We start from the raw sequence: 18,111 nt of genomic DNA, 5'->3' as shown, positions 1-18,111 counted from the left end.
GAAACGAACATGGCATTGCCGAAAATTCTCAAGAACTTCAACGTCTTCCACAACGGCGAAAACTGGATGGGCAAATGCACGGAATTCTCGGTTCCGAAGCTCGCCCGCAAAGTCGAGGCCATTCGCACCGGCGGCATGAACGGCGAAGTCGAGGTCGACCTGGGCATGGAGAAGATGGAGTCATCGCAGACCTACGCCGGTCCGATGCGCCAGGTGTACGACCAGTGGGGCATCTCGAAGATCGACGGCGTGATGCTGCGCTTTGCCGGCTACATCGAGGACGACGATAGCGAAGGCTCTGGTGACGCTATCGAGGTCGTGCTGCGCGGTCGCTATAAGGAAATCGACCCCGGTTCGTCCAAGGCTGGCGACAAGAGCGATTTCAAGACGACGATGGCGGTTACGTACTTCAAGTACTCCGTGAACGGCACGGTCACTGTCGAGATCGATCTCGTCAACTTCATCGAGATGGTGAACGGCGTCGACCGGCTCGCAGAACAGCGAAAGGCCATCGGCCTGTAATCCCTATGGCCGGCTCATCACCGGCCCCTTCTACGCTTCAATAGCCCCGGAGTTTTCATCATGAAAGAAGTCATTACCCTCGATACCCCGATCCAGCGCGGCGACAACAAAATCGACCAGGTCGAAGTGCGCAAACCCGGTGCCGGCGAGCTGCGCGGCGTGAACCTTGTCGACCTCGCACATATGGACGTATCGACACTCTTCAAGGTACTCCCGCGCATCACGACACCGACGCTGTCGGAGCAGGAAGTCATCCGCATGGACCCCGCAGACCTGATGCAGCTCGGAATGGCGGTGACCGGTTTTTTGGCTCCGAAATCGGTGAAGGCCGACGCATACCAGCAGACGTCGACGACGCCTTCGCCGACGTTGCAGTGATATTCGGCTTCCAGCCGTCCGCAATGGATGACTGGAGCCTTACCGATCTCATCAAGTGGCGCGAACGCGCCCGAGTACGTAGCGGAGCAACCGACGAATGAGCGACGCAGGGCGAAAGCTGCAGCTCGAAGTGCTGTGGAAGACAGTCGACCAGATGACCGCTAACACGCGGAAAATTCTCGGCACCAACAAGGAGATGTCGCGTGGTCTCAAGGAGACACGCGACCGCCTCAAAGAACTCGAGAAAACGCAGAAGACGGTCGGCGAGTTCCGCGAACTCCACAAGGGTCTGCGTGGCACCAGCTCAGCCCTGCGCGCCGCCGAAGAGCGCGTGCAGCAGCTCGCACGCGGCATCAAGGAAACGGAGTCGCCCACGCGCGCCATGACGCGCGAGTTCAATGCGGCCGTGCGGGCTGCACGCGATCTGAACAATCAGCACCAGCAGCAAAGTCAGAAGCTCCAGGCGTTGCGAGATCGCCTGTCGGCAGCTGGCGTCAGCACGCGCAGCCTGGGTTCACATGAACGCGCCTTACGTGGCGATATCGCTTCAACCAACTCCGTATTGGTCACTCAGCGCGAGCGGCTGGCACAGCTGCAAAAGCAAGAGGAGCGTATGGGCGCAGCGCGCGAGCGGCGCGACAAACTGCGCTCGACGGCCGGGGCAATGGCCGGTGCTGGCGTCGGTGCCACTGCCGCCGGCGCGGCGCTTGGCATGCCTGTCAGAAGCGGGCTTCAAGAAGCTAAGCACATGTTCACCGAGATGCAACGTGTACGCGCGCTCGGTCTCGGCGAAAAGGACTCTCAAGAGGCCATTGGGCTTGCGAAGCAACTGAAGACGTACGGCACGAGCCGAACGGAAAACGTCGAACTCATGCGCGATGCACTGTCAGTGTTCGCGGACGCACATCACGCTGAAATGGTCACGCCGCTGCTCGCGAAGATGAAATTCGCAAACAAGGCGCTTTACGGTGCGGAAAAGGGCGAGGAGAACGACAAGAAGTTCATGGACATGCTCAAGGTCATCGAACTGCGCGGTGGCCTCGCAAGCGACGCGGAGTTCGCGAATCAAGCCAATATGGTGCAGAAAGTGCTCACCGCGACGGGGGGACGCGTAGGCCCTGAGGAATGGTTGAATGTCATCAAGACAGGTGGTCTCGCCGCCAAGGGCCTTGAGTCGGATGGCTTTTACAACCAGCTCGAACCACTGGTGCAAGAAATGGGCGGACACCGGGTGGGCACGGCGCTCATGAGCGCGTATCAGAACCTATACCAAGGCCGCACGACCAAACGGGTCACGCAGAACCTGGACAAGTTGGGTCTGATCTCTGACCAGACAAAGGTGAAACACGATAAGGCAGGGCAAGTCTCTTATGTGAACCCTGGAGCGATCAAGGGCAGTGAGCTGTTTCTCACCAATCAATTCGAATGGATGGAAAAGGTGCTGCTGCCCCAACTTGCGGCCAACGGCGTGACCAAAAAGCAGGACGTACTCGACGCCATCGGGGGCATCTTTTCTAATCGCACCGCGTCCAATCTGTTCGGCCAGATGTACTTGCAGCGCGAGCAGATTCACAAGAATGCCAAACTCAATCGTGGGGCGGCAGATATCGACACGCTCGACAAGCTGGCAAAGGACAGCCCGACCGGCAAAGAGCTGGACCTGCACGCGCGTGTTCACGACTTGTGGCTCGAGATGGGCGACCGCGTCTTGCCGATGTACGCACGTGGAGTCGAGGGTCTCTCAAGCGTCGTCAAGGGATTGACGGGTTTCATGGAACGCCACAGCGTTGTCGCCAAAGTGGCTATGGTGGCGATTGCCGGCATCGCAGGTGCGCTGCTGCTCATCGGGCCAGCGATGCTCGCTTTGGCGGCAGTGCTCGGCCCCCTCGCTGTCATGCGATTCATGATGCAGGCGGCCGGCATTCAGGGCGGCGTGTTGTCGACCGTCATGCGATTGCTCGGTGGGGCCATTCGATTCGTTGGCAGCTCGCTGCTGTGGATGGGGCGCATGTTACTGACGACACCGATTGGCCTCGCTCTGACCGCCATCGCCGTCGCCGCTTATCTCATCTATCGGAATTGGGACCAGGTAAAGGCGTTCTTCATCGGCGTCTGGAACGAAATTAAGGCAGCGTTCAGCGGGGGCATTGGCGGCGTCGCCGCACTGATTCTCAACTGGTCGCCGCTCGGCATCTTCTACCGGGCGTTCGCCGGCGTCATGAGCTGGTTCGGTGTGGAGCTGCCGAGCAAATTCAGCGAGTTCGGTGCCAACATCGTGCAAGGCCTGGCCAACGGCATCACCTCGGCGGCGTCATATGTCAAAGACGCCGTTGTAGGGCTGGGCGAGCGAACGGTGTCCTGGTTCAAGGAGAAGCTCGGCATCCACTCTCCGAGCCGCGTATTCGCTGAGCTGGGCGGCTTCACGATGGCGGGGCTCGAGCAGGGAATCACAGGCAACCAGGACGGGCCACTGTCTGCCGTTCAACAGCTCGCACGCCAGATCGCCGGGGCGGGTGCCGGCCTGGCGATCGTTGCTAGCTCGCCCGCTCTGGCAAGCACGGCGTTCGACATGCGCCCGCCGATCTCCTCGCCGCTTAAGAGTTCTGCGCCGGCCGCCGGCAACCACTACGAGATCCACATTCACGCAGCACCGGGGATGAACGAGTCGCAGCTCGCGCAGTTGGTCGAGCGAAAGATCATTGAGCTACAGCGCAAGGACGCCGCCCGCGCCCGCTCTCGCTTCGGTGATATGGATTGAGGAACGCATCATGATGATGGCTTACGGGCTTTTCGTATTCACGCTGAGCACCGTCTCCTACCAGGAACTGTCGCGCCAGCTCAACTGGCGTTATGCCGCGAATCCCCGCATCGGATTGCGTCCTTCCCGTCAATTTCTTGGCGCGGACGAAGAACCGATTACGCTACGCGGCACGCTGCTGCCTGAGCTGACGGGCGGCCGGATGTCGCTCAAGATGCTCGAGACGCTCGGCTCCCAGGGTAAGGCGTGGCCGCTACTCGAGGGCACCGGCAACATTTACGGCATTTACGCGCTCGAGGGCCTGGAGACCACCAGCACGCTGTTTTTCGACAATGGTGCCGCCCGCCGCATCGACTTCACCGCGACGTTCAAACGCACGGACAACTACGATCTGCGTCTCCTGGGACTCGCGACGGGCCTGCTGGGTGGTATGGCGGGCGATCTTCTCGGAAGTGTCGGTGGCCTCGTGAGCGGAGCCTTGGGGGGCGTGGGCGGGCTGGTTAGCGGTGCCGTCGGCGATGCTGTGGGCGGACTGGTCGGTGGCGTTGCTGGTGGCGTTGTGGGTAGCCTCGCGGGCAATATCGCAAGCGACCTTGCCCGCGATGTCGTCAGCGGATCTGTCGGCAAAGTGGTGGGGAAGGTACTGTGATTGAAGCATTGGGAAGCCTCGCCGGTCCGGCAGACAGTGCCGTGGGTATGGCTGGTAGTGTCGTGGGCATGGCGGGGAAGTTGCTCGGTGCACAGGACGACATGGTGCCCGTGCCCGTCTATCGCATCTCCAAGGATGGCAAGGACATAACGGGCGCATTCACCGGCAGGCTTGTCAGCTTGTCTCTGGAGGAGAACCGAGGGTTCGAAGCGGACCAGCTCGATATCGAACTGGACGACTCCGACGGCACGCTCGAGCTGCCGTCGCGCGGCGCGAAACTCGCGGTGGCCTTCGGGTGGAAACACGAGGGTCTAATCGACAAGGGTAAGTTCACTGTCGATGAAATCACCCACACCGGGCCACCTGATCGCATCGTCATACGCGCACGCAGCGCCGATCTGCGCTCCGGTCTGACGAAGAAGCGAGAATCGTCGTATCACAACGTCTCGCTGCTCGACCTGGTCAACATCATTGCCCAGCGTCACAACCTGGGCGCGATGATCGCCTCGGCGCTGGCAAATCAGTTGTTGTCGCACATCGACCAGACCGGCGAATCTGACGCGAGCTTCCTCACCCGAGTGGCCAAGATGTTCGACGCCATCGCCACCGTTAAAGCCGACAAGCTGCTGTTCACGAAGCTGGGCCAGTCGTTGACGGCATCGGGTAAGCCGCTCTCACCGCTAACAATCACCCGCCAGCTCGGGGACCAGCATCACTTCTCCGTTGCAGACCGAGAATCGTACGATTCCGTGGTCGCGTATTTCCAGGACACGCGAGCGGCCAAGAAGGGACAGGTCGTGGTAACGGCCATTGCCGAAGGGAGTACTTCGACGTCAACGGGTGCACCGAAGCCCACGAAGAAGAATCGTAAGACGAAGAAAAAGACCCCTCTCGCACCGGTCGTTGAGCCGACTGGAAACACGAAGGAGCTGCGGCACACCTACGCAAGCAAGACCAACGCGCTGCGCGCCGCGCGTGCCGAGTGGCAACGGATACAACGTGGCGTCGCGACCTTCTCGATGACGCTCGCACGCGGCAACGCTAAGCTGTTCCCCGAGGTGCCGGTGTCCGTGCGAGGCTTCAAGCCCCAGATCGACAACACCGATTGGCTTCTCGCCAAGACCCGGCACATACTCGACTCAAACGGCGGATTCACGACGCAGATCGAGCTGGAGATTAAGGCTACAGAAGTGCCGGACGAGAAATCTGACGGGTAATAAAAAACCCCACCGTTCAACTGGCGGGGTTTTGATACTTGCGAGGACTTTGCCTATGAGCCGGGACGAAGTTTGTGCTGTTGAAAATCGAAAACCTGGGCAAACAAGCGTTGGAAGAAGCCAACCTTTGCTAATCGCTCAGGCGGATATCCCATCGAGCGCATTTGCTCGTTGTGACACAACACATTGAGGACGTGAAGCACCGGTGGCTCTTCAGCTTCAATCGACAGTCGCTCCGACTGAGCCGCCAACGCCAGCGCATCGTCATGCACGGAGTTCACCATATGCTTCTCAAGTCCGATAAACCGGCGAGCAAGCTCTGCGTGAGCGCGTGCGCGCTGCGACGATCCAACAACGAGATTGATCGCCGACAGCGCGGTCACCAGTCCGGCAGCAATCAAGGCGACGGCCTTGTACTGCTGCTCAAGGACTCCGTACACGGCAGCCGATCCGAAAATTACGGAAAGCATATTTGTCATTTGGTCGAGGCGATCAAAAAACGCCCTACGTCGATTGTGATATCGAATCGACCGACGAATGTCGAACAGCAATCCGTGACAATCTCGTTCAGCCTTGGTCATCCCCATTGTCATCTCCAGAATCCAGCGGCGGCGGCGGCGGGAACGTGTTCGAAACACGTTCGCTGCGATGCCCCGTGTCATCATAGATGAAGCGGCCATTCCGGTCATCAGAATGATCGTTATTGCGGTCATGATCCTGATGATCGTTGTCATTCGGTGTTCTACGGTGATTCACGTGTGGTCTCCTAAAGGTCTTCCCAAAAAATCCGCTTTACTCTCGCGACACCAACGATGTCAATGTCGAATGAATATCCCTGGGCCGTCACTCGATGGGGATATCGATCGCTTGTACTAGCTGCGTGCAGAAGTGCTTTTCGATCCTCCATCGTTCGTTGAACTCTGCGCTGAATTCGCTCGAATACTTCTCCTGATCCGCAATAGTTAAGTACGGCCAGTGAATAGCCATTGCCATCCTCATCTGCTTTCGAGCGTGGGAATGATCGTCAGCAATCGCACGCTTCTCGAGTTCAATCAACCACTCGAAAAGCGACAGGTGCACGCCATCGTCGCCAGCAACAATGCGCTGAAAGTCGGCGGGGCGCTTCACCTTGAGCACTGCAATATAGGTAAGACCCCGAGCTGAGAGCCGTGTGGGATGCGCATACGAATACAACGCGACAGCACGTTCAATGTCTCTGAGAGTGAAATCTACGAAAGGAGAAATTTCGACAAGCGCATCGGCAAAAGGCGTTTGGGGCGAAGACCACTCATACTGTGCTAGTACGCTATCGGTAAATCGCCGAATCGCTGACTGTGATCCATGCGCAACGGTTGCGACCGGAAATTGAAAGTAGATGTTGATGAACTTGCTTAGGTAGGCAGGAGCCTCATCACCAACCCCGTACACACCCTCAACGGCCCTCGACAGCTGCCTCCTATTCATGAGCAGCACGAACACCAGATTCTCAACGTCGAATAGGTGCTTGATTCGCTCAATCAGACCGACGGCGAAGTCGGGGCGGCAACGATCCAACTCGTCCACCATTACGATCACGGGTTTGTCAGAAAGCTTCGAAAACTCTCTCAGGTCGTTCTGAAATTCGGCTAGGCTACGCTTGTCCTCAACATAACCCTCGATCTTCTTGCGAATCCATTGCTCCGCACTCCCACCGGAGCTATCCGCAATCGCGGTCGCGATATCTTGACCAACGTCCGATAGATTTCCCGTCGTTCCAAGAACTTTTCCGACCGCATTGATTGCGATCTTGCCGGCTGCTGGTGCGATCACTGTTGCTACACGGGCAGCCTTCTCCACAAATGCTCTGGCCCGCTTCTCACCATCATTTCCTGAACTCTTGATCAGCAGGTTGATTTCAGAGGCCACAAGCGTGAAAGGGTCGTCGGTGTAGTCGTCCTGAAATGCGTCGATGTATGCAACTTTGAAACCTTGGCTTCGCAACCGGTCGCGCCAGTTCCGAGCGAACCAGGACTTCCCCGATCCCCACGGTCCATCGATACCAATCACGGCCCCATTTTTTAGTCGACAGATGTATCTTGTTAGGTGCTCCGCTAAGCCTAAGCGATCCAACTTATCCGACTTAAACCCCGCGTTGGCAACGGACGACTCGTCGTCGTTAGCAGCGATTGTGTTCATTCCCCCCCCGAAGTTCATCACAAACGTTGACCTGAAGTTCGCCCCCGGTCACATCAAAGCACCGCGCATACAAGACGCTCGTTGAGCTACCGCTTCACCGATGGCTGCGCAGACACTTCCCAATGCGCACCAGCTCCTTTGGCGTCGGGCTTACATTCCCGAGCTTTGCTGCCCTGCGCAGCAACCACGCTTCCGATGGAATAGGCGGCACCACCAAACTGGCAAACAGGTGGAGTAGGCACCAGTGATTTAGCCTTCGGCGTGCCGGTATATGTCAGCACCGCGCCCCCCACCAGCACTACCAGTAATGCAGATGTCATCACCCCGGCGAGAGTGCGGGCGGTCTTCATCTTCCGAATCGCATGATCAACACGTGCGGTGGCGTCTACGCAATGAGGACAGTCCTGATAGGACTCTGAGTTCACTGGGGCGATCACGGGCTGCGGATGAGCCTCGATGACCGTGAGCGTTTCCCGAGTCTCCGTCGAAGGTCCAGCACCCGCCTCCTTCTCAAGCTGCGCCAACAACTCCATCGCAGCCCGATACTCCGACTTCGGAAGTTCACGTATCTTCTCCGCCCCGAATTCGGCAAGGATGATCCGATAGATATCGATGGTGTCGAGATCCGATGCGTTTGAAACCTCGAAGACCTTGGCGGCAATAGCCCGTCGCTGCAACTCAGTAATGGGTGCAGATGGCACAGTGGACGCGCCGTTATGAATGTTGATGACGTTGCGTTGTGACGGCCCGTGTGTGTGGCTTACTGCATTGCCGGCCGCGACTTGCCCCACGTCGCCGGTGAAGTGCTGTTCTTTCATCCTCGAATGCCCCCGCCGACGGTGACATTCACGCGTCGGTCGATTCCCAACTGATCTTTTTTCTCTCGCCGCTTCGCGATGTGCTGCGAAATGGGCGTATTGCACGCTACGCGTAGGACGAAGCCGATCCACGCTACTGCATTGAATGTTGCTGAAACGTCGAGTCCCGTTGACGGAACTGCGGTGGCTGTTAAGCCGAGGCGGAACGATACTGCAAATGTAAACAATTTGCGGTCCACTTCAGATGACGCACGGCAAGTAAACCGCGCGTTGAAGTTTTCGCTACAACGCAAGTACTCCTAATTTCTGCATACATGCCGCCACGCGGCAAGAAGCACAACCTACTTCTTTTTCTTTTCAGCGCCGAAGGCAAACGTGCTCGAACCAGTCACATCACCGGTGACGTTTTGGCCGATATTCACACCACTGTGGAAAGTCTGCTGGACACCGGCAGGCGCTGCGCCCCCGATCAACGCGCCAAGTGCGGCCGCCTTGACGGCATCAGACGCCTCTCGATAGCGCGCCAGAAGATTGGCTTCCTCCAGCGACAGGGCCGATTCACCCACCTCACCGGTAAGGATGTACATGACGTCCGCGCCGATCTCCCTCGCAGCTGCAAGTGTGCCCGCCTTCGGTTGGCTCTTACCGGCTTCGTAGTCGCAGTAGGTGCGAAAAGCCACGCCCAGCCGCTTCGCCATCTCAGTTTGAGTCAGCCGGAGACGCTCTCGCTCTGCAGCGAGTCGTTCGTTAATTTGCATATTTCTGCAAATCCATATTGACACATTGCAGATTTCTGCAAATAATGTGTTTGTGCAAGGTTAATTCTCCCAAGTATATCGTCATGACAGCTGAAAAGAAGCCGTTACGCCGCGCTCCGCGGGGCGTTATGTCGGATAAGCCGATCTACACCCGCCTTACGCCCGAAGAGCGCGCCAACGTCCTTCAAATCTCCCGCGCAGAAAATTGCTCGACGTCGAGCATGGCGCGACGCCTCATTCTTCTCGGCCTAGCCGCCTACGAGCCACAAGCTGACGCCCGCCCCTAGTCCGCTCCGAATGGAGGTCGCCGTGTATCCCGATCCGAAAAGTATCCGCGATAACCGTATGACGCTCCGGCTCAACGATGCCGAATGGGCCGTCATCACCTCGATGGCGCAGTACCTCGGCGAACAGCCGGCCACGCTCGCCCGCCAGCTGCTGCTGCGTCAGGCATCCGAAGCGTTCGGCCTGGCGAGCAATGTATCGCGCGACGCTGCGTAATCGAAGTCGACGAAGAGCCGCTCATCAGATGCCGGAACTTGAAATTGCCGTTAGCGACAGCGAGCTGGAGTTGATCGAAGAAATCCGCGGGACGCTAAATCTGCCGAGCATCGAAGAGGCCGCAACGTGGCTTTTGAAGGCCCGCATGCGTGAACAGATGGAGCGCGTCGCTGGCAGGCGTCGCGCGATGTACGAAGTCAAGAAGCAAGGAAGCGCGCAATGAAACTGAGCTGCCCACACTGCGCGCAACGTTTGAAGATCCGCACCAGCCGCACCGTGACTCGTCAGACAAGCCAGTTGTACTACCAGTGCGAGAACGTCGAATGCGCCTTCACCTGTATGGCGTTGCTTTCGATAGTTCACACGCTGGCACCGAGTCAGTCACCTGACCCGACCGTGTTCATCCCGGCGGGCAAGGCAAAGCTAAAGCATGACGACGACCGACAGTTGGATCTGCTGAACAGCACCGCGTAACGCGCAAAACCGAATCACCCCGAGTTGCCCCTCGCATCGTGCCCCCTACGGCGCGAGGGGATTTTTTTGCCCAAATTTTCTTGAACGGAAGGCGACAACGATGAATGCAGATGTTTTTTCGCCCGATGAGCTGCGTCGCGCACAACGAGCGATGGGGCTGGAAGAAACGCCGGTCGAAGCGCTCTCCCCGTTCATGCGAACCACTTTGGCAATCGTCGCCCGCTGCGCCCTAAACCGGCCGGCCCCGCCGCTGCCACAACCCCGCGAGTTCACCAGGCCCGACGTAAAGCGTCTCGCCGCCGGCGACCGCGAATAACCACAGCTGGAGTAATCATGCGCCACCGCAATATCCGTAGTGACCTGATTCACCGCTCTGCCCTTGGCGGCTACACCATCGAAGGCCCGTATGTTCGCCAGCGCGGCATTCGTCGCGCAATAGCACGCATCGTCGCGTGGCTTGGGGGTGCGCGATGAACATTCGCACCTTCGGCTTACCCGCCTCGTTCCCCGAGTTCCTCGTACCCGCCGCTGCCGTGAGCTTCATGCTTGAACATCGCGGACGCACGCTTGAGGAAGCCATCGATGCCGGACACGCCCTCGGCTACCGGCCCACGGTTTGCCCGCTGCCGCAAATGGATGGCGGCTGGACGTACGGCTTCGGCCTCACCGTGGAAAGCCTGGTCGTTCCCTTCGTTGTCGAGCTGTCGGAATTTCCGGCCGGACACGCTTGATCCGGAGAAGGAGAACACCCAATGAAGGGCCTCGCTCGACTCGCGGGTATCTGGTGTAACGACCGCGTATTTCTCGCGTGGCTCGAGGACATCTCTGGCCATGCATTCACTCCGGATGATGCCGTCGAGCTTATCCGTCTCAAATGCAATGTCGGTTCGCGGCGCGAGCTGGATGCCGACGAAAGGGCCGCGTCAGTTTTCTTGAGTGAGATCCGCGAACCGTTCATGCGCTGGCGCGCATTGCACCCCGACGAAGTCGCCAAGTATTAACGAACAAGACCATGAACGACAGCCTTCACAACGAACTTCTTCCCCGTCTTCTGAACGACTACCAATTCAAGGAACGCGGCGGCTACTTGCGCCAAGGGGTGTGCCCAAAATGCGGCCAGAAGGAGCTTTACACGCACGCCGAACAACCGTGGGTTCTTCGTTGTGGTCGCCTGAGTAAGTGCGCGTGGGAAGGTCACGTGAAGGAGATCTACCCCGACCTCTTCGAGAGCTGGACAGATCGCTACCAGACGCCCACCGAAACCAATCCCAACGCAGCTGCCGACGCGTACATGCGGGAGGCACGCGGCTTCGACGTTTCCGTTGTCGGCGGGTGGTACACCCAGGAGCAGTATTTCGACCGCGAGGCGAACGCGGGCACGTCGACTGTGCGCTTTCCGTTTGCTGGTGGCTATTGGGAGCGACTCATCGACAAGCCGGGTCGCTTCGGCAAGAAGAAAGCGCGCTTCAATCCCGGCCTCCAATATCAAGGGCAATGGTGGAAGCCGCCGGTCCTTGTATTTCAAAGCGTCCGCGAGCTTTGGCTCGTCGAAGGCATCTTCGATGCAATCGCCCTCCATCACCACGGTATAGCGGCCGTGGCTTTGATGTCGTGCAACAACTACCCAGAGCATGCGCTTCGCGACCTCGCAATGGTGTTGTCTGAATCAGGAAATGATCGCCCTACCCTCGTCTGGGCACTTGACGGCGATGCTGCGGGCAGCAGTTTTACCCGCAAGCACGTCGAGCGCGCACGTGAGTCAGGCTGGAGGTGTTCGGCCGCCCAGATCCCGCAGAGCGGAGGACGCAAACTCGACTGGAGCGACTTACACCTGCTCGACAGGCACCATGACAACGCGAAACGTCACCGTCTATCCACGGACGGTTTGATTGAGTACCGCCATCACGGCGCGGTGCTTATCGCAAAGAGTGCTAGCGAGAAGGGCATGCTCATGTACTCGCACAGCGACGGCCACCGCTCAGAGTTCGACTTTGAATTCGGCAAGCGACTGTACTGGTTCAAGTTCGACCTTGATCGATACAACAAAGCTCGCGACGAGATCGAAGACGGCCCGCACGCCGCAGACATGAACGACGAACAGAAGCGCGAAAAGGCGTTGCAGCAGGCGGGAAGCATTCGCCCGATCGCTAACTGCTTTCCGATGCCCTTGTACTTCCAACAGAACCGCATCACCGACGAGAGCTGGTATTACTTTCGCGTGCAATTCCCGCACGATGGCCCTGCCGTGAAGAACACGTTCTCCAGCTCGCAGATCTCCACGGCCAGCGAGTTTAAGAAGCGACTGCTCGGAATCGCCCCGGGTGCGGTCTATTCCGGAACGAGCGGCATGCTCGAGCGGATGATGGAGCGCCAGCTCTTCAACATCAAGAGCGTGGAGACGATTGACTTCATCGGTTACAGCCGCGAGCACGGTTGCTACGTTCTGGGTGATCTCGCCATCAAGGATGGTCGCGTGCACCAGATCAACGGCGAAGACTTTTTCGAGATCGGCAAGCTGGCCGTAAAGTCCCTAAATCAATCCGTGGCGCTCTCCATCAACGACGACGCGAAGGAGTATCAGGACGACTGGCTGAAGCTGCTGTGGACGTGTTTCGGTGCCAAGGGACTCGCAGCACTGGCCTACTGGCTCGGCTCGCTTTTCGCCGAGCAGATCCGCGCCGCGCAGAAATCGTATCCATTTCTTGAGATCGTCGGCGAGGCTGGCGCGGGCAAGTCCACGCTGATCGAATTCCTCTGGAAGCTGTTCGGCCGACGCGACTACGAGGGCTTCGACCCAAGCAAGTCGTCCCTGGCAGCGCGGGCACGCAACTTCGCCCAGGTGTCGGGTCTACCCGTCGTCCTGATCGAGTCCGACCGAGAGCGCATCGGCGAGGACAAAACACACGTGAAGTCGTTTGATTGGGACGAGCTGAAAACGGCGTACAACGGCCGCAGCGTGCGCGCCCGAGGCATGGCGACCGGCGGCAACGAGACGTACGAGCCTCCGTTCCGCGGCGCTGTCGTCATCAGCCAAAACGCCACCGTGAACGCCTCCGCTCCGATCCTGCAGCGCATCGTGCATTTGCACTTCGACACGTCCGGTCAAACGCCGCGCACGCGAGAGGCTGCGATCACTCTGGAAAGCCTCTCGACCGAAGCCGTCTCGGGCTTCATCCTCAATGCGGCGAAGGCTGAGGCAAAGATCCTCAAGACAGTGGAAGAGCAATCGGCCGTCCACGAAAAGGCGCTGCTCACGCTGCCCGGCATCAAGTCCACGCGTATCGCGAAGAACCACGGCCAGCTCATGGCGTTGGCCGATGCCCTGTGCTACGTCGTAGCGCTCACCGACGAGCAGAAGTCCGCACTAGCCGGTCAGATTGAAACGATGGCGCGCGAGCGGCAGGAGGCAATTAACGACGATCACCCAATGGTGCGCGAGTTCTGGGAGGCATTCGACTATCTCGACGGTGCCGACCATCCCCGCCTGAATCACTCGCACGATCCCGAACTGATCGCGGTGAACCTCAACCACTTCGTGCAGGTCGCAGCCGACAGGCGCCAGCAGATCCCCCTGCTCCGCGATCTCAAGCAGGTGCTGCGCACGAGCAAACGCCGTCGCTTCATCGAGTACACGACCGTCAAAAGCGCGATCTACGCACGCGACGGCAATCCCACGGCACCGACAACAATCAAGTGCTGGCTGTTCACGAAGGAGGTGTCGTGAGCTTGCCCGTATGCCCAATTTTTCTGACCCAAAGCGAGATCCGAGAGATGACCGGACGCGTCCGGCATAAGTCACAGACGCTCGTTTTATCCGCCCTCGGCATTGAACACAAAGTCAGGCCCGACGGCAGCTTGCTGGTGCTTCGTTCGCACGTGGAGCAAGCACTTGGCGGCACGACCAAAACCCAGACGCGGCAACGCGCTTATGAGATCGATAGGAGCACCCTGTAAATGCCTCGCAAGCGAAACAAGGAAAACCAGCCGCTGCCAGTCCGCTGGCAGTTCACACACGGCGCGTACTACTACCGTGTGCCCCCCGGACTCGAGCGTGCCTGGGATGGAAAGAAGCGATTCCGGCTCGGGAAGACGTTGGCGGAAGCCTATCGTGAATGGGCGAATCGCATCGGCACGCTTGACCCTGCTCGCAACATTGGCGAGCTGCTCAGCCGCTACGCGCTCGAAGTGATACCGACGAAGGCAAACACGACCCAGACCCTTAACCTGCAAGCGCTGAAAAAGCTGCGCACAACGTTTGGATCGTGGCCGCTCGGTGCCATCGAGCCACATCACATTTATACGTACGCCGATGCGCGCACGAAAGCGGTGAAGGCTCCAGACGGGACCATAAAACGTGAGAAGGCATACACTGCCGCCCTGCATGAGATCGAGGTGCTTTCGCACGCGTTTACGAAGGCTGTCGAGTGGGGCTACATCAAGCGACACCCTTTCGCACATGAGGTGCGCCTCAAGAGCAAGCAGCCTCGAGACAGATACGTCGAAGACTGGGAAATCGACGAATGCCTTTCCATCGAGCCGAAGCGCAAGCTGGGCGGCGTGCGGTCGGTCCAGGCATACATCCGAGTGAAGGTGCTGACCGGACTGTCACGCGGCGACCTGCTGCGCCTGGAGCCTGACGTGCATTTCCTCGATGACGGCATTCACGTACAACGGCATAAGACCAAGAACAGCACGGGCAAGCGCACGCTATATCTCTGGAATGATGATCTGCGAGCCGCTGTCGCTGAAGCACAGGCCGCGCGGCCTGTAGCAAAGTCTCGCTGGCTGTTCTGCACGCGTAAGGGGGAGTGCTACGTCAAAGACCACGGACGCGCCGGCGGATGGGAGTCGTTGTGGGCGGACTTCATGGCCCGAGTCATGGCAGAAACGAAGGTGACGATCCCCTTCGGGGAACATGACATACGCGCAAAAGCAGCAAGCGACGCCGAGTCGCTCGAGCAAGCGCGTGCCCTGCTTTCACATGCGGATAGCAGGACAACGCAGCGCATCTATCGTCGGAAGGCTGAGCGCGTGAATCCGCTCAAGAAATCGGGTTGAATGACACAACACCTGATCTGTGACACAAACGGGTTTCCTAAACTGCCCGGAAACCCGCATGGATATTGGTGGCGGAGAGAGGGGGATTCGAACCCCCGATAGGCTATTAACCTATACACGCTTTCCAGGCGTGCGACTTAAACCGCTCATCCATCTCTCCTGAATGGTCGCGCATTATAGCAGGTCGACGGCAACATCTCACCCTCTTTCGTGAAATACGGCGTCAAATTCCTTTGGACGCCCGTCGTTACGGGCGTCGGAGATGGTCCACCAGATGGCGATCGCGCTCGCTGGGGCGTCTGCCCATCAAGCTGAAGGCTATCGCCACCGCGAACCCCACCGGCACGCCGAACGCCCCCGCCGAGATCGGGTCCACACCCCACCATCGGGTGCCCGCGAAGCCCGTCAGGCGGGTGAAGAACGGGTAGGTCGTCATGATGTAGTACACACACACCAACAACCCGCTAACCATCCCCGCCGTCGCGCCCAGACGCGTCGTCCGCTTCCAGAACACCCCCAGCACCAGCGCCGGGAACAGACACGACGCCGCCAACGAAAACGCCGCCCCCACCAAAAACAAAATGTTCCCCAGCTTCAGCGACGTCACATACGACGCAAACATCGCCACGCACAACAGCAATATCTTCGACGTCGTCACCCGCTTCTGACTCGACGCATTCCGATCCACCATGTGGAAGTAGACGTCGTGCGACAACGCGTTCGCAATCGTCAGCAACAGACCATCCGCCGTCGACAACACCGCCGCCAAAGCACCCGCCGCCACCAACCCCGATATCACGTACGGCAGCCCCGCAATCTCCGGTCCCGCCAGCACCAGCATGTCCGGCTGCATCCAGATCTCACCCCACTGCACCACACCGTCGCGGTAGACGTCCGAGATATCCAGTTGCACCGGCGTCGCGTGACGCCATTGCGTCACCCATCCCGGCAAGTTGTCGTAGCGCGCCCCCACCAGATGCAGCAGCACGTCGTACTTGAGCATCACCGCCAACGCTGGCGCACTCACATACAACAACGCGACAAAGAACAACGTCCAGCCCACCGAGCTACGCGCCCCCTGCACCGTTGCCGTCGTCCCGTAACGCGTCAGAATGTGCGGCAAGCTCGCCGTTCCGATCATCAGACACACCATCAACAGCAAGAAATTCAGACGCTGCGAGTTACGCGTCGTGTCGTCACGCGCCGGAAACGGCTCCGTCATCGCACGCGGCGGCTCGCTGCGCTCGATGTACTGGTTGCGCATCTCCAGCCACTGGTTCTGCGCCTCGCCCACGTCCCGCGGAAACGCCTCCAGCTTCGCCTCGAGCACCTTCACATCCCGCAGCGGCCCGTTGCGACGCTTCGTGTCCAGCAACTGCCGCTCCAACTCCGCCCGCTCGCTGAAGAACGTATCCGGCAACCCGTCCAGCCGACGCTGCATCTGCTCCGCCTGCTCCCGGTAGTAGTCGCGCACCTCTCGCTCCGGCACAGAATTGCGCAACTCCTTTTCCAGCACCTCGACCTTCGCCAGCGCCTCACCGTAGCTGAACTGCGGGAACCAGCCATTGCCTGTCTGATGGCCGATCATCGCCGTCGGCACCAGAAACGCAGTGATCATGATGATGTACTGCGCAACCTGCGTCCAAGTCACGGCGCGCATGCCGCCCAGGAACGAGCAGACGAGAATGCCCGCCAGTCCGAAGAAAATTCCGATCGTGAACTCGACACCGATAAAGCGCGACGCGATCAGGCCCACACCCTGAATCTGCGCGACGAGATACACGAACGAACACAGAATCGTCGAGAAGACGCCCAACGCACGCACGAGATTGCTGTCGTATCGCGTGCCCAGAAAGTCGGGCACCGTGTAGCGCCCCATCTTGCGCAAGTACGGCGCAAGCAAGAACGCCACCAGACAGTACCCCCCCGTCCATCCCATGACGTAAGCGAGGCCGTCGTATCCGGAGACGTAAAGCGAGCCCGCCAGGCCCATGAACGACGCAGCGCTCATCCAGTCGGCTGCGCACGCCATGCCGTTGAACATCGGCGGCACGCGACGTCCGGCGACGTAGTACTCGGCTGCGTCGGACGTGCGGGAGATAAGACCGATCACCGCGTACACGGCAATCGTCACGAAAAGGAAGGCGTAGCCGATCCACACACCCGGGCCGTTGACGCGCTCAAGCAAGCCGATCATCAGCACGAACGCGAGGAATCCCGCCGTGTAATACAGGTAGTAGCGCAGCAACCTGCGCGTGAAACTCATCGGTAGGTTTGCGCCGAGGCGGCGCGAGAAGAAGCACTGCCTGCGCTGCGTGATGTGGCGAGCGCCATCGCAGAGTCCAGCGCATCGTCCGCAAGCCCGAGGCTCTTGCGGCGCTCCTGACGCAATCGAATCAACGCGTCGCGATAGCGCGCGTCGTTACGCCGCTGCATCAGCGCGTAAAAGGCGATAAGACCGATGTCGATCAGGATCGAACCCTGCGCTCCCATGTAGAACGGCAACGGCCATCCCGCGATTCGCACCGACGCCCACTCGCGCGCCCAGAACTGAGGGACGAACGTCACAACGAAACCAATCGCCATTAGCACCGCCACAAGCCACAACGTGCGACGCCAATGACGCGCCGCAATTGCGGCTGCTTCGCCATGCCAGTCGATGTCGGCATCCCCCAACAACGAACGCGGCCCGCCCTCCGACGTGACATCAGAGGGCAGGCCGTTGGCATCGTGGGCCTCCGGCGCAACAACGCTGCCGTGCGCGCCGGGCCGCGAGCGTTTCGTCATTGCAGGCGCAACGGAA

23 protein-coding genes and 1 tRNA gene are annotated in these 18,111 nt (G+C 59.3%); 16 read left to right on the top strand and 8 right to left on the bottom strand.

Translation table 11 applies throughout. From position 1 onward, the window contains the following. Positions 1-9: 9 nt before the first annotated feature. Genes PAN31117_RS20340 through PAN31117_RS27825 form a run of 3 tightly spaced genes read left to right on the top strand, consistent with a single transcriptional unit; the run spans position 10 to position 1,001 of the window. Entirely contained in the window at positions 10-522 is a 513-nt protein-coding gene (locus PAN31117_RS20340; protein ID WP_150739785.1) for a phage major tail tube protein, read from the top strand. Between the two features lie 60 nt (positions 523-582). Further along, positions 583-900: a phage tail assembly protein gene (locus PAN31117_RS20335; RefSeq protein ID WP_150739784.1), complete on the top strand. Its 318-nt coding sequence runs from the start codon at positions 583-585 to the stop codon at positions 898-900. Between the two features lie 23 nt (positions 901-923). Beyond that, positions 924-1,001: a GpE family phage tail protein gene (locus PAN31117_RS27825; protein WP_072633477.1), complete on the top strand. Its 78-nt coding sequence runs from the start codon at positions 924-926 to the stop codon at positions 999-1,001. A 203-nt stretch (positions 1,002-1,204) separates the two neighbouring features. Here PAN31117_RS27825 and PAN31117_RS27550 read toward each other — a convergent pair whose 3' ends face one another. After that, entirely contained in the window at positions 1,205-1,348 is a 144-nt protein-coding gene (locus PAN31117_RS27550; RefSeq protein ID WP_246189187.1) for a hypothetical protein, read from the bottom strand. An 18-nt stretch (positions 1,349-1,366) separates the two neighbouring features. On the opposite strand from PAN31117_RS27550, the gene PAN31117_RS20325 reads away from it, so the two are divergent. Genes PAN31117_RS20325 through PAN31117_RS20310 form a run of 3 tightly spaced genes read left to right on the top strand, consistent with a single transcriptional unit; the run spans position 1,367 to position 5,524 of the window. Then, the gene (locus tag PAN31117_RS20325; RefSeq protein ID WP_246189186.1) at positions 1,367-3,658 is read left to right on the top strand and encodes a phage tail tape measure protein; all 2,292 of its coding nucleotides are present in this window, start codon (positions 1,367-1,369) and stop codon (positions 3,656-3,658) included. A 10-nt stretch (positions 3,659-3,668) separates the two neighbouring features. Further along, complete coding sequence (locus PAN31117_RS27215) at positions 3,669-4,307, top strand: phage tail protein (protein ID WP_174991046.1); 639 nt, start codon at positions 3,669-3,671, stop codon at positions 4,305-4,307. A gap of 47 nt (positions 4,308-4,354) precedes the next feature. Beyond that, a complete protein-coding gene (locus tag PAN31117_RS20310) occupies positions 4,355-5,524 on the top strand; it encodes a phage late control D family protein (RefSeq protein ID WP_150739860.1) in 1,170 nt (389 codons plus the stop codon). Between the two features lie 53 nt (positions 5,525-5,577). Here the strand turns inward: PAN31117_RS20310 and PAN31117_RS20305 are convergent, their stop codons facing one another. The 4 genes from PAN31117_RS20305 to PAN31117_RS20290 form a co-directional block, all read right to left on the bottom strand. Then, positions 5,578-6,258 carry a hypothetical protein gene (locus PAN31117_RS20305; protein WP_246189185.1) on the bottom strand — a complete coding sequence of 227 codons (681 nt, stop codon included), beginning with the start codon at positions 6,256-6,258 and terminating at the stop codon, positions 5,578-5,580. A gap of 109 nt (positions 6,259-6,367) precedes the next feature. Then, a complete protein-coding gene (locus PAN31117_RS20300; RefSeq protein WP_174991045.1) occupies positions 6,368-7,699 on the bottom strand; it encodes a KAP family P-loop NTPase fold protein in 1,332 nt (443 codons plus the stop codon). Between the two features lie 86 nt (positions 7,700-7,785). After that, entirely contained in the window at positions 7,786-8,517 is a 732-nt protein-coding gene (locus tag PAN31117_RS20295; RefSeq protein ID WP_150739781.1) for a hypothetical protein, read from the bottom strand. Between the two features lie 341 nt (positions 8,518-8,858). Continuing rightward, complete coding sequence (locus PAN31117_RS20290) at positions 8,859-9,275, bottom strand: helix-turn-helix domain-containing protein (protein ID WP_150739780.1); 417 nt, start codon at positions 9,273-9,275, stop codon at positions 8,859-8,861. Between the two features lie 345 nt (positions 9,276-9,620). On the opposite strand from PAN31117_RS20290, the gene PAN31117_RS20280 reads away from it, so the two are divergent. The 10 genes from PAN31117_RS20280 (at position 9,621) to PAN31117_RS20240 (ending at position 15,308) form a co-directional block, all read left to right on the top strand. Next, on the top strand, positions 9,621-9,776 hold the full coding sequence (locus tag PAN31117_RS20280; protein WP_246189184.1) for a hypothetical protein: 156 nt from the start codon (positions 9,621-9,623) through the stop codon (positions 9,774-9,776). A gap of 28 nt (positions 9,777-9,804) precedes the next feature. Next, entirely contained in the window at positions 9,805-9,999 is a 195-nt protein-coding gene (locus PAN31117_RS20275; RefSeq protein WP_150739777.1) for a hypothetical protein, read from the top strand. After that, positions 9,996-10,250, top strand: coding sequence for an Ogr/Delta-like zinc finger protein (locus PAN31117_RS20270; RefSeq protein WP_150739776.1), 255 nt, complete (start codon positions 9,996-9,998; stop codon positions 10,248-10,250). Before PAN31117_RS20275 ends, PAN31117_RS20270 begins: the two co-directional genes overlap by 4 nt. A 100-nt stretch (positions 10,251-10,350) precedes the next feature. Continuing rightward, complete coding sequence (locus PAN31117_RS20265) at positions 10,351-10,566, top strand: hypothetical protein (RefSeq protein ID WP_150739775.1); 216 nt, start codon at positions 10,351-10,353, stop codon at positions 10,564-10,566. Positions 10,567-10,583: 17 nt separating this feature from the next. After that, complete coding sequence (locus tag PAN31117_RS27210; protein WP_174991044.1) at positions 10,584-10,724, top strand: hypothetical protein; 141 nt, start codon at positions 10,584-10,586, stop codon at positions 10,722-10,724. Continuing rightward, entirely contained in the window at positions 10,721-10,981 is a 261-nt protein-coding gene (locus PAN31117_RS20260) for a hypothetical protein (protein ID WP_150739774.1), read from the top strand. Before PAN31117_RS27210 ends, PAN31117_RS20260 begins: the two co-directional genes overlap by 4 nt. Before the next feature lie 21 nt (positions 10,982-11,002). After that, positions 11,003-11,251: a hypothetical protein gene (locus PAN31117_RS20255; RefSeq protein ID WP_150739773.1), complete on the top strand. Its 249-nt coding sequence runs from the start codon at positions 11,003-11,005 to the stop codon at positions 11,249-11,251. A gap of 11 nt (positions 11,252-11,262) precedes the next feature. Then, positions 11,263-13,974 (top strand): toprim domain-containing protein, encoded by a 2,712-nt coding sequence (locus PAN31117_RS20250; protein ID WP_150739772.1) that lies wholly within the window; start codon positions 11,263-11,265, stop codon positions 13,972-13,974. Then, entirely contained in the window at positions 13,944-14,204 is a 261-nt protein-coding gene (locus PAN31117_RS20245; protein WP_306440201.1) for a DUF4224 domain-containing protein, read from the top strand. The genes PAN31117_RS20250 and PAN31117_RS20245 overlap by 31 nt, the downstream gene beginning before the upstream one ends. Positions 14,205-14,342: 138 nt before the next feature. After that, entirely contained in the window at positions 14,343-15,308 is a 966-nt protein-coding gene (locus PAN31117_RS20240; protein ID WP_246189183.1) for a site-specific integrase, read from the top strand. A 69-nt stretch (positions 15,309-15,377) separates the two neighbouring features. Here the strand turns inward: PAN31117_RS20240 and PAN31117_RS20235 are convergent. The 3 genes from PAN31117_RS20235 to PAN31117_RS20225 form a co-directional block, all read right to left on the bottom strand. After that, positions 15,378-15,468, bottom strand: a tRNA-Ser gene (locus PAN31117_RS20235). Positions 15,469-15,555: 87 nt separating this feature from the next. Next, on the bottom strand, positions 15,556-17,574 hold the full coding sequence (locus PAN31117_RS20230; RefSeq protein WP_150739771.1) for a sodium:solute symporter family protein: 2,019 nt from the start codon (positions 17,572-17,574) through the stop codon (positions 15,556-15,558). Beyond that, on the bottom strand, positions 17,571-18,095 hold the full coding sequence (locus tag PAN31117_RS20225; protein ID WP_150739770.1) for a DUF4212 domain-containing protein: 525 nt from the start codon (positions 18,093-18,095) through the stop codon (positions 17,571-17,573). The genes PAN31117_RS20230 and PAN31117_RS20225 overlap by 4 nt, the downstream gene beginning before the upstream one ends. Positions 18,096-18,111 lie beyond the last annotated feature (16 nt).

The organism is Pandoraea anapnoica, from assembly GCF_902459765.1.
In the GTDB taxonomy this organism is placed as follows: Bacteria; Pseudomonadota; Gammaproteobacteria; order Burkholderiales; family Burkholderiaceae; genus Pandoraea; species Pandoraea anapnoica.
Note: the sequence above shows the minus strand (reverse complement) of the source record. Positions and strands in the feature narration are given on the sequence as shown.

Bases quoted from the DNA above. Each gene is read 5' to 3' on its own strand.
- PAN31117_RS20340 (WP_150739785.1), top strand. From the start codon at position 10: ATGGCATTGCCGAAAATTCTCAAGAACTTCAACGTCTTCCACAACGGC.
- PAN31117_RS20335 (WP_150739784.1), top strand. From the start codon at position 583: ATGAAAGAAGTCATTACCCTCGATACCCCGATCCAGCGCGGCGACAAC.
- PAN31117_RS27825 (WP_072633477.1), top strand. From the start codon at position 924: ATGGATGACTGGAGCCTTACCGATCTCATCAAGTGGCGCGAACGCGCC.
- PAN31117_RS27215 (WP_174991046.1), top strand. From the start codon at position 3,669: ATGATGATGGCTTACGGGCTTTTCGTATTCACGCTGAGCACCGTCTCC.
- PAN31117_RS20310 (WP_150739860.1), top strand. From the start codon at position 4,355: ATGGCTGGTAGTGTCGTGGGCATGGCGGGGAAGTTGCTCGGTGCACAG.
- PAN31117_RS20305 (WP_246189185.1), bottom strand. From the start codon at position 6,258: ATGACAACGATCATCAGGATCATGACCGCAATAACGATCATTCTGATG.
- PAN31117_RS20300 (WP_174991045.1), bottom strand. From the start codon at position 7,699: ATGAACACAATCGCTGCTAACGACGACGAGTCGTCCGTTGCCAACGCG.
- PAN31117_RS20295 (WP_150739781.1), bottom strand. From the start codon at position 8,517: ATGAAAGAACAGCACTTCACCGGCGACGTGGGGCAAGTCGCGGCCGGC.
- PAN31117_RS20290 (WP_150739780.1), bottom strand. From the start codon at position 9,275: ATGCAAATTAACGAACGACTCGCTGCAGAGCGAGAGCGTCTCCGGCTG.
- PAN31117_RS20280 (WP_246189184.1), top strand. From the start codon at position 9,621: ATGACGCTCCGGCTCAACGATGCCGAATGGGCCGTCATCACCTCGATG.
- PAN31117_RS20275 (WP_150739777.1), top strand. From the start codon at position 9,805: ATGCCGGAACTTGAAATTGCCGTTAGCGACAGCGAGCTGGAGTTGATC.
- PAN31117_RS20270 (WP_150739776.1), top strand. From the start codon at position 9,996: ATGAAACTGAGCTGCCCACACTGCGCGCAACGTTTGAAGATCCGCACC.
- PAN31117_RS20265 (WP_150739775.1), top strand. From the start codon at position 10,351: ATGAATGCAGATGTTTTTTCGCCCGATGAGCTGCGTCGCGCACAACGA.
- PAN31117_RS27210 (WP_174991044.1), top strand. From the start codon at position 10,584: ATGCGCCACCGCAATATCCGTAGTGACCTGATTCACCGCTCTGCCCTT.
- PAN31117_RS20260 (WP_150739774.1), top strand. From the start codon at position 10,721: ATGAACATTCGCACCTTCGGCTTACCCGCCTCGTTCCCCGAGTTCCTC.
- PAN31117_RS20255 (WP_150739773.1), top strand. From the start codon at position 11,003: ATGAAGGGCCTCGCTCGACTCGCGGGTATCTGGTGTAACGACCGCGTA.
- PAN31117_RS20250 (WP_150739772.1), top strand. From the start codon at position 11,263: ATGAACGACAGCCTTCACAACGAACTTCTTCCCCGTCTTCTGAACGAC.
- PAN31117_RS20230 (WP_150739771.1), bottom strand. From the start codon at position 17,574: ATGAGTTTCACGCGCAGGTTGCTGCGCTACTACCTGTATTACACGGCG.
- PAN31117_RS20225 (WP_150739770.1), bottom strand. From the start codon at position 18,095: ATGACGAAACGCTCGCGGCCCGGCGCGCACGGCAGCGTTGTTGCGCCG.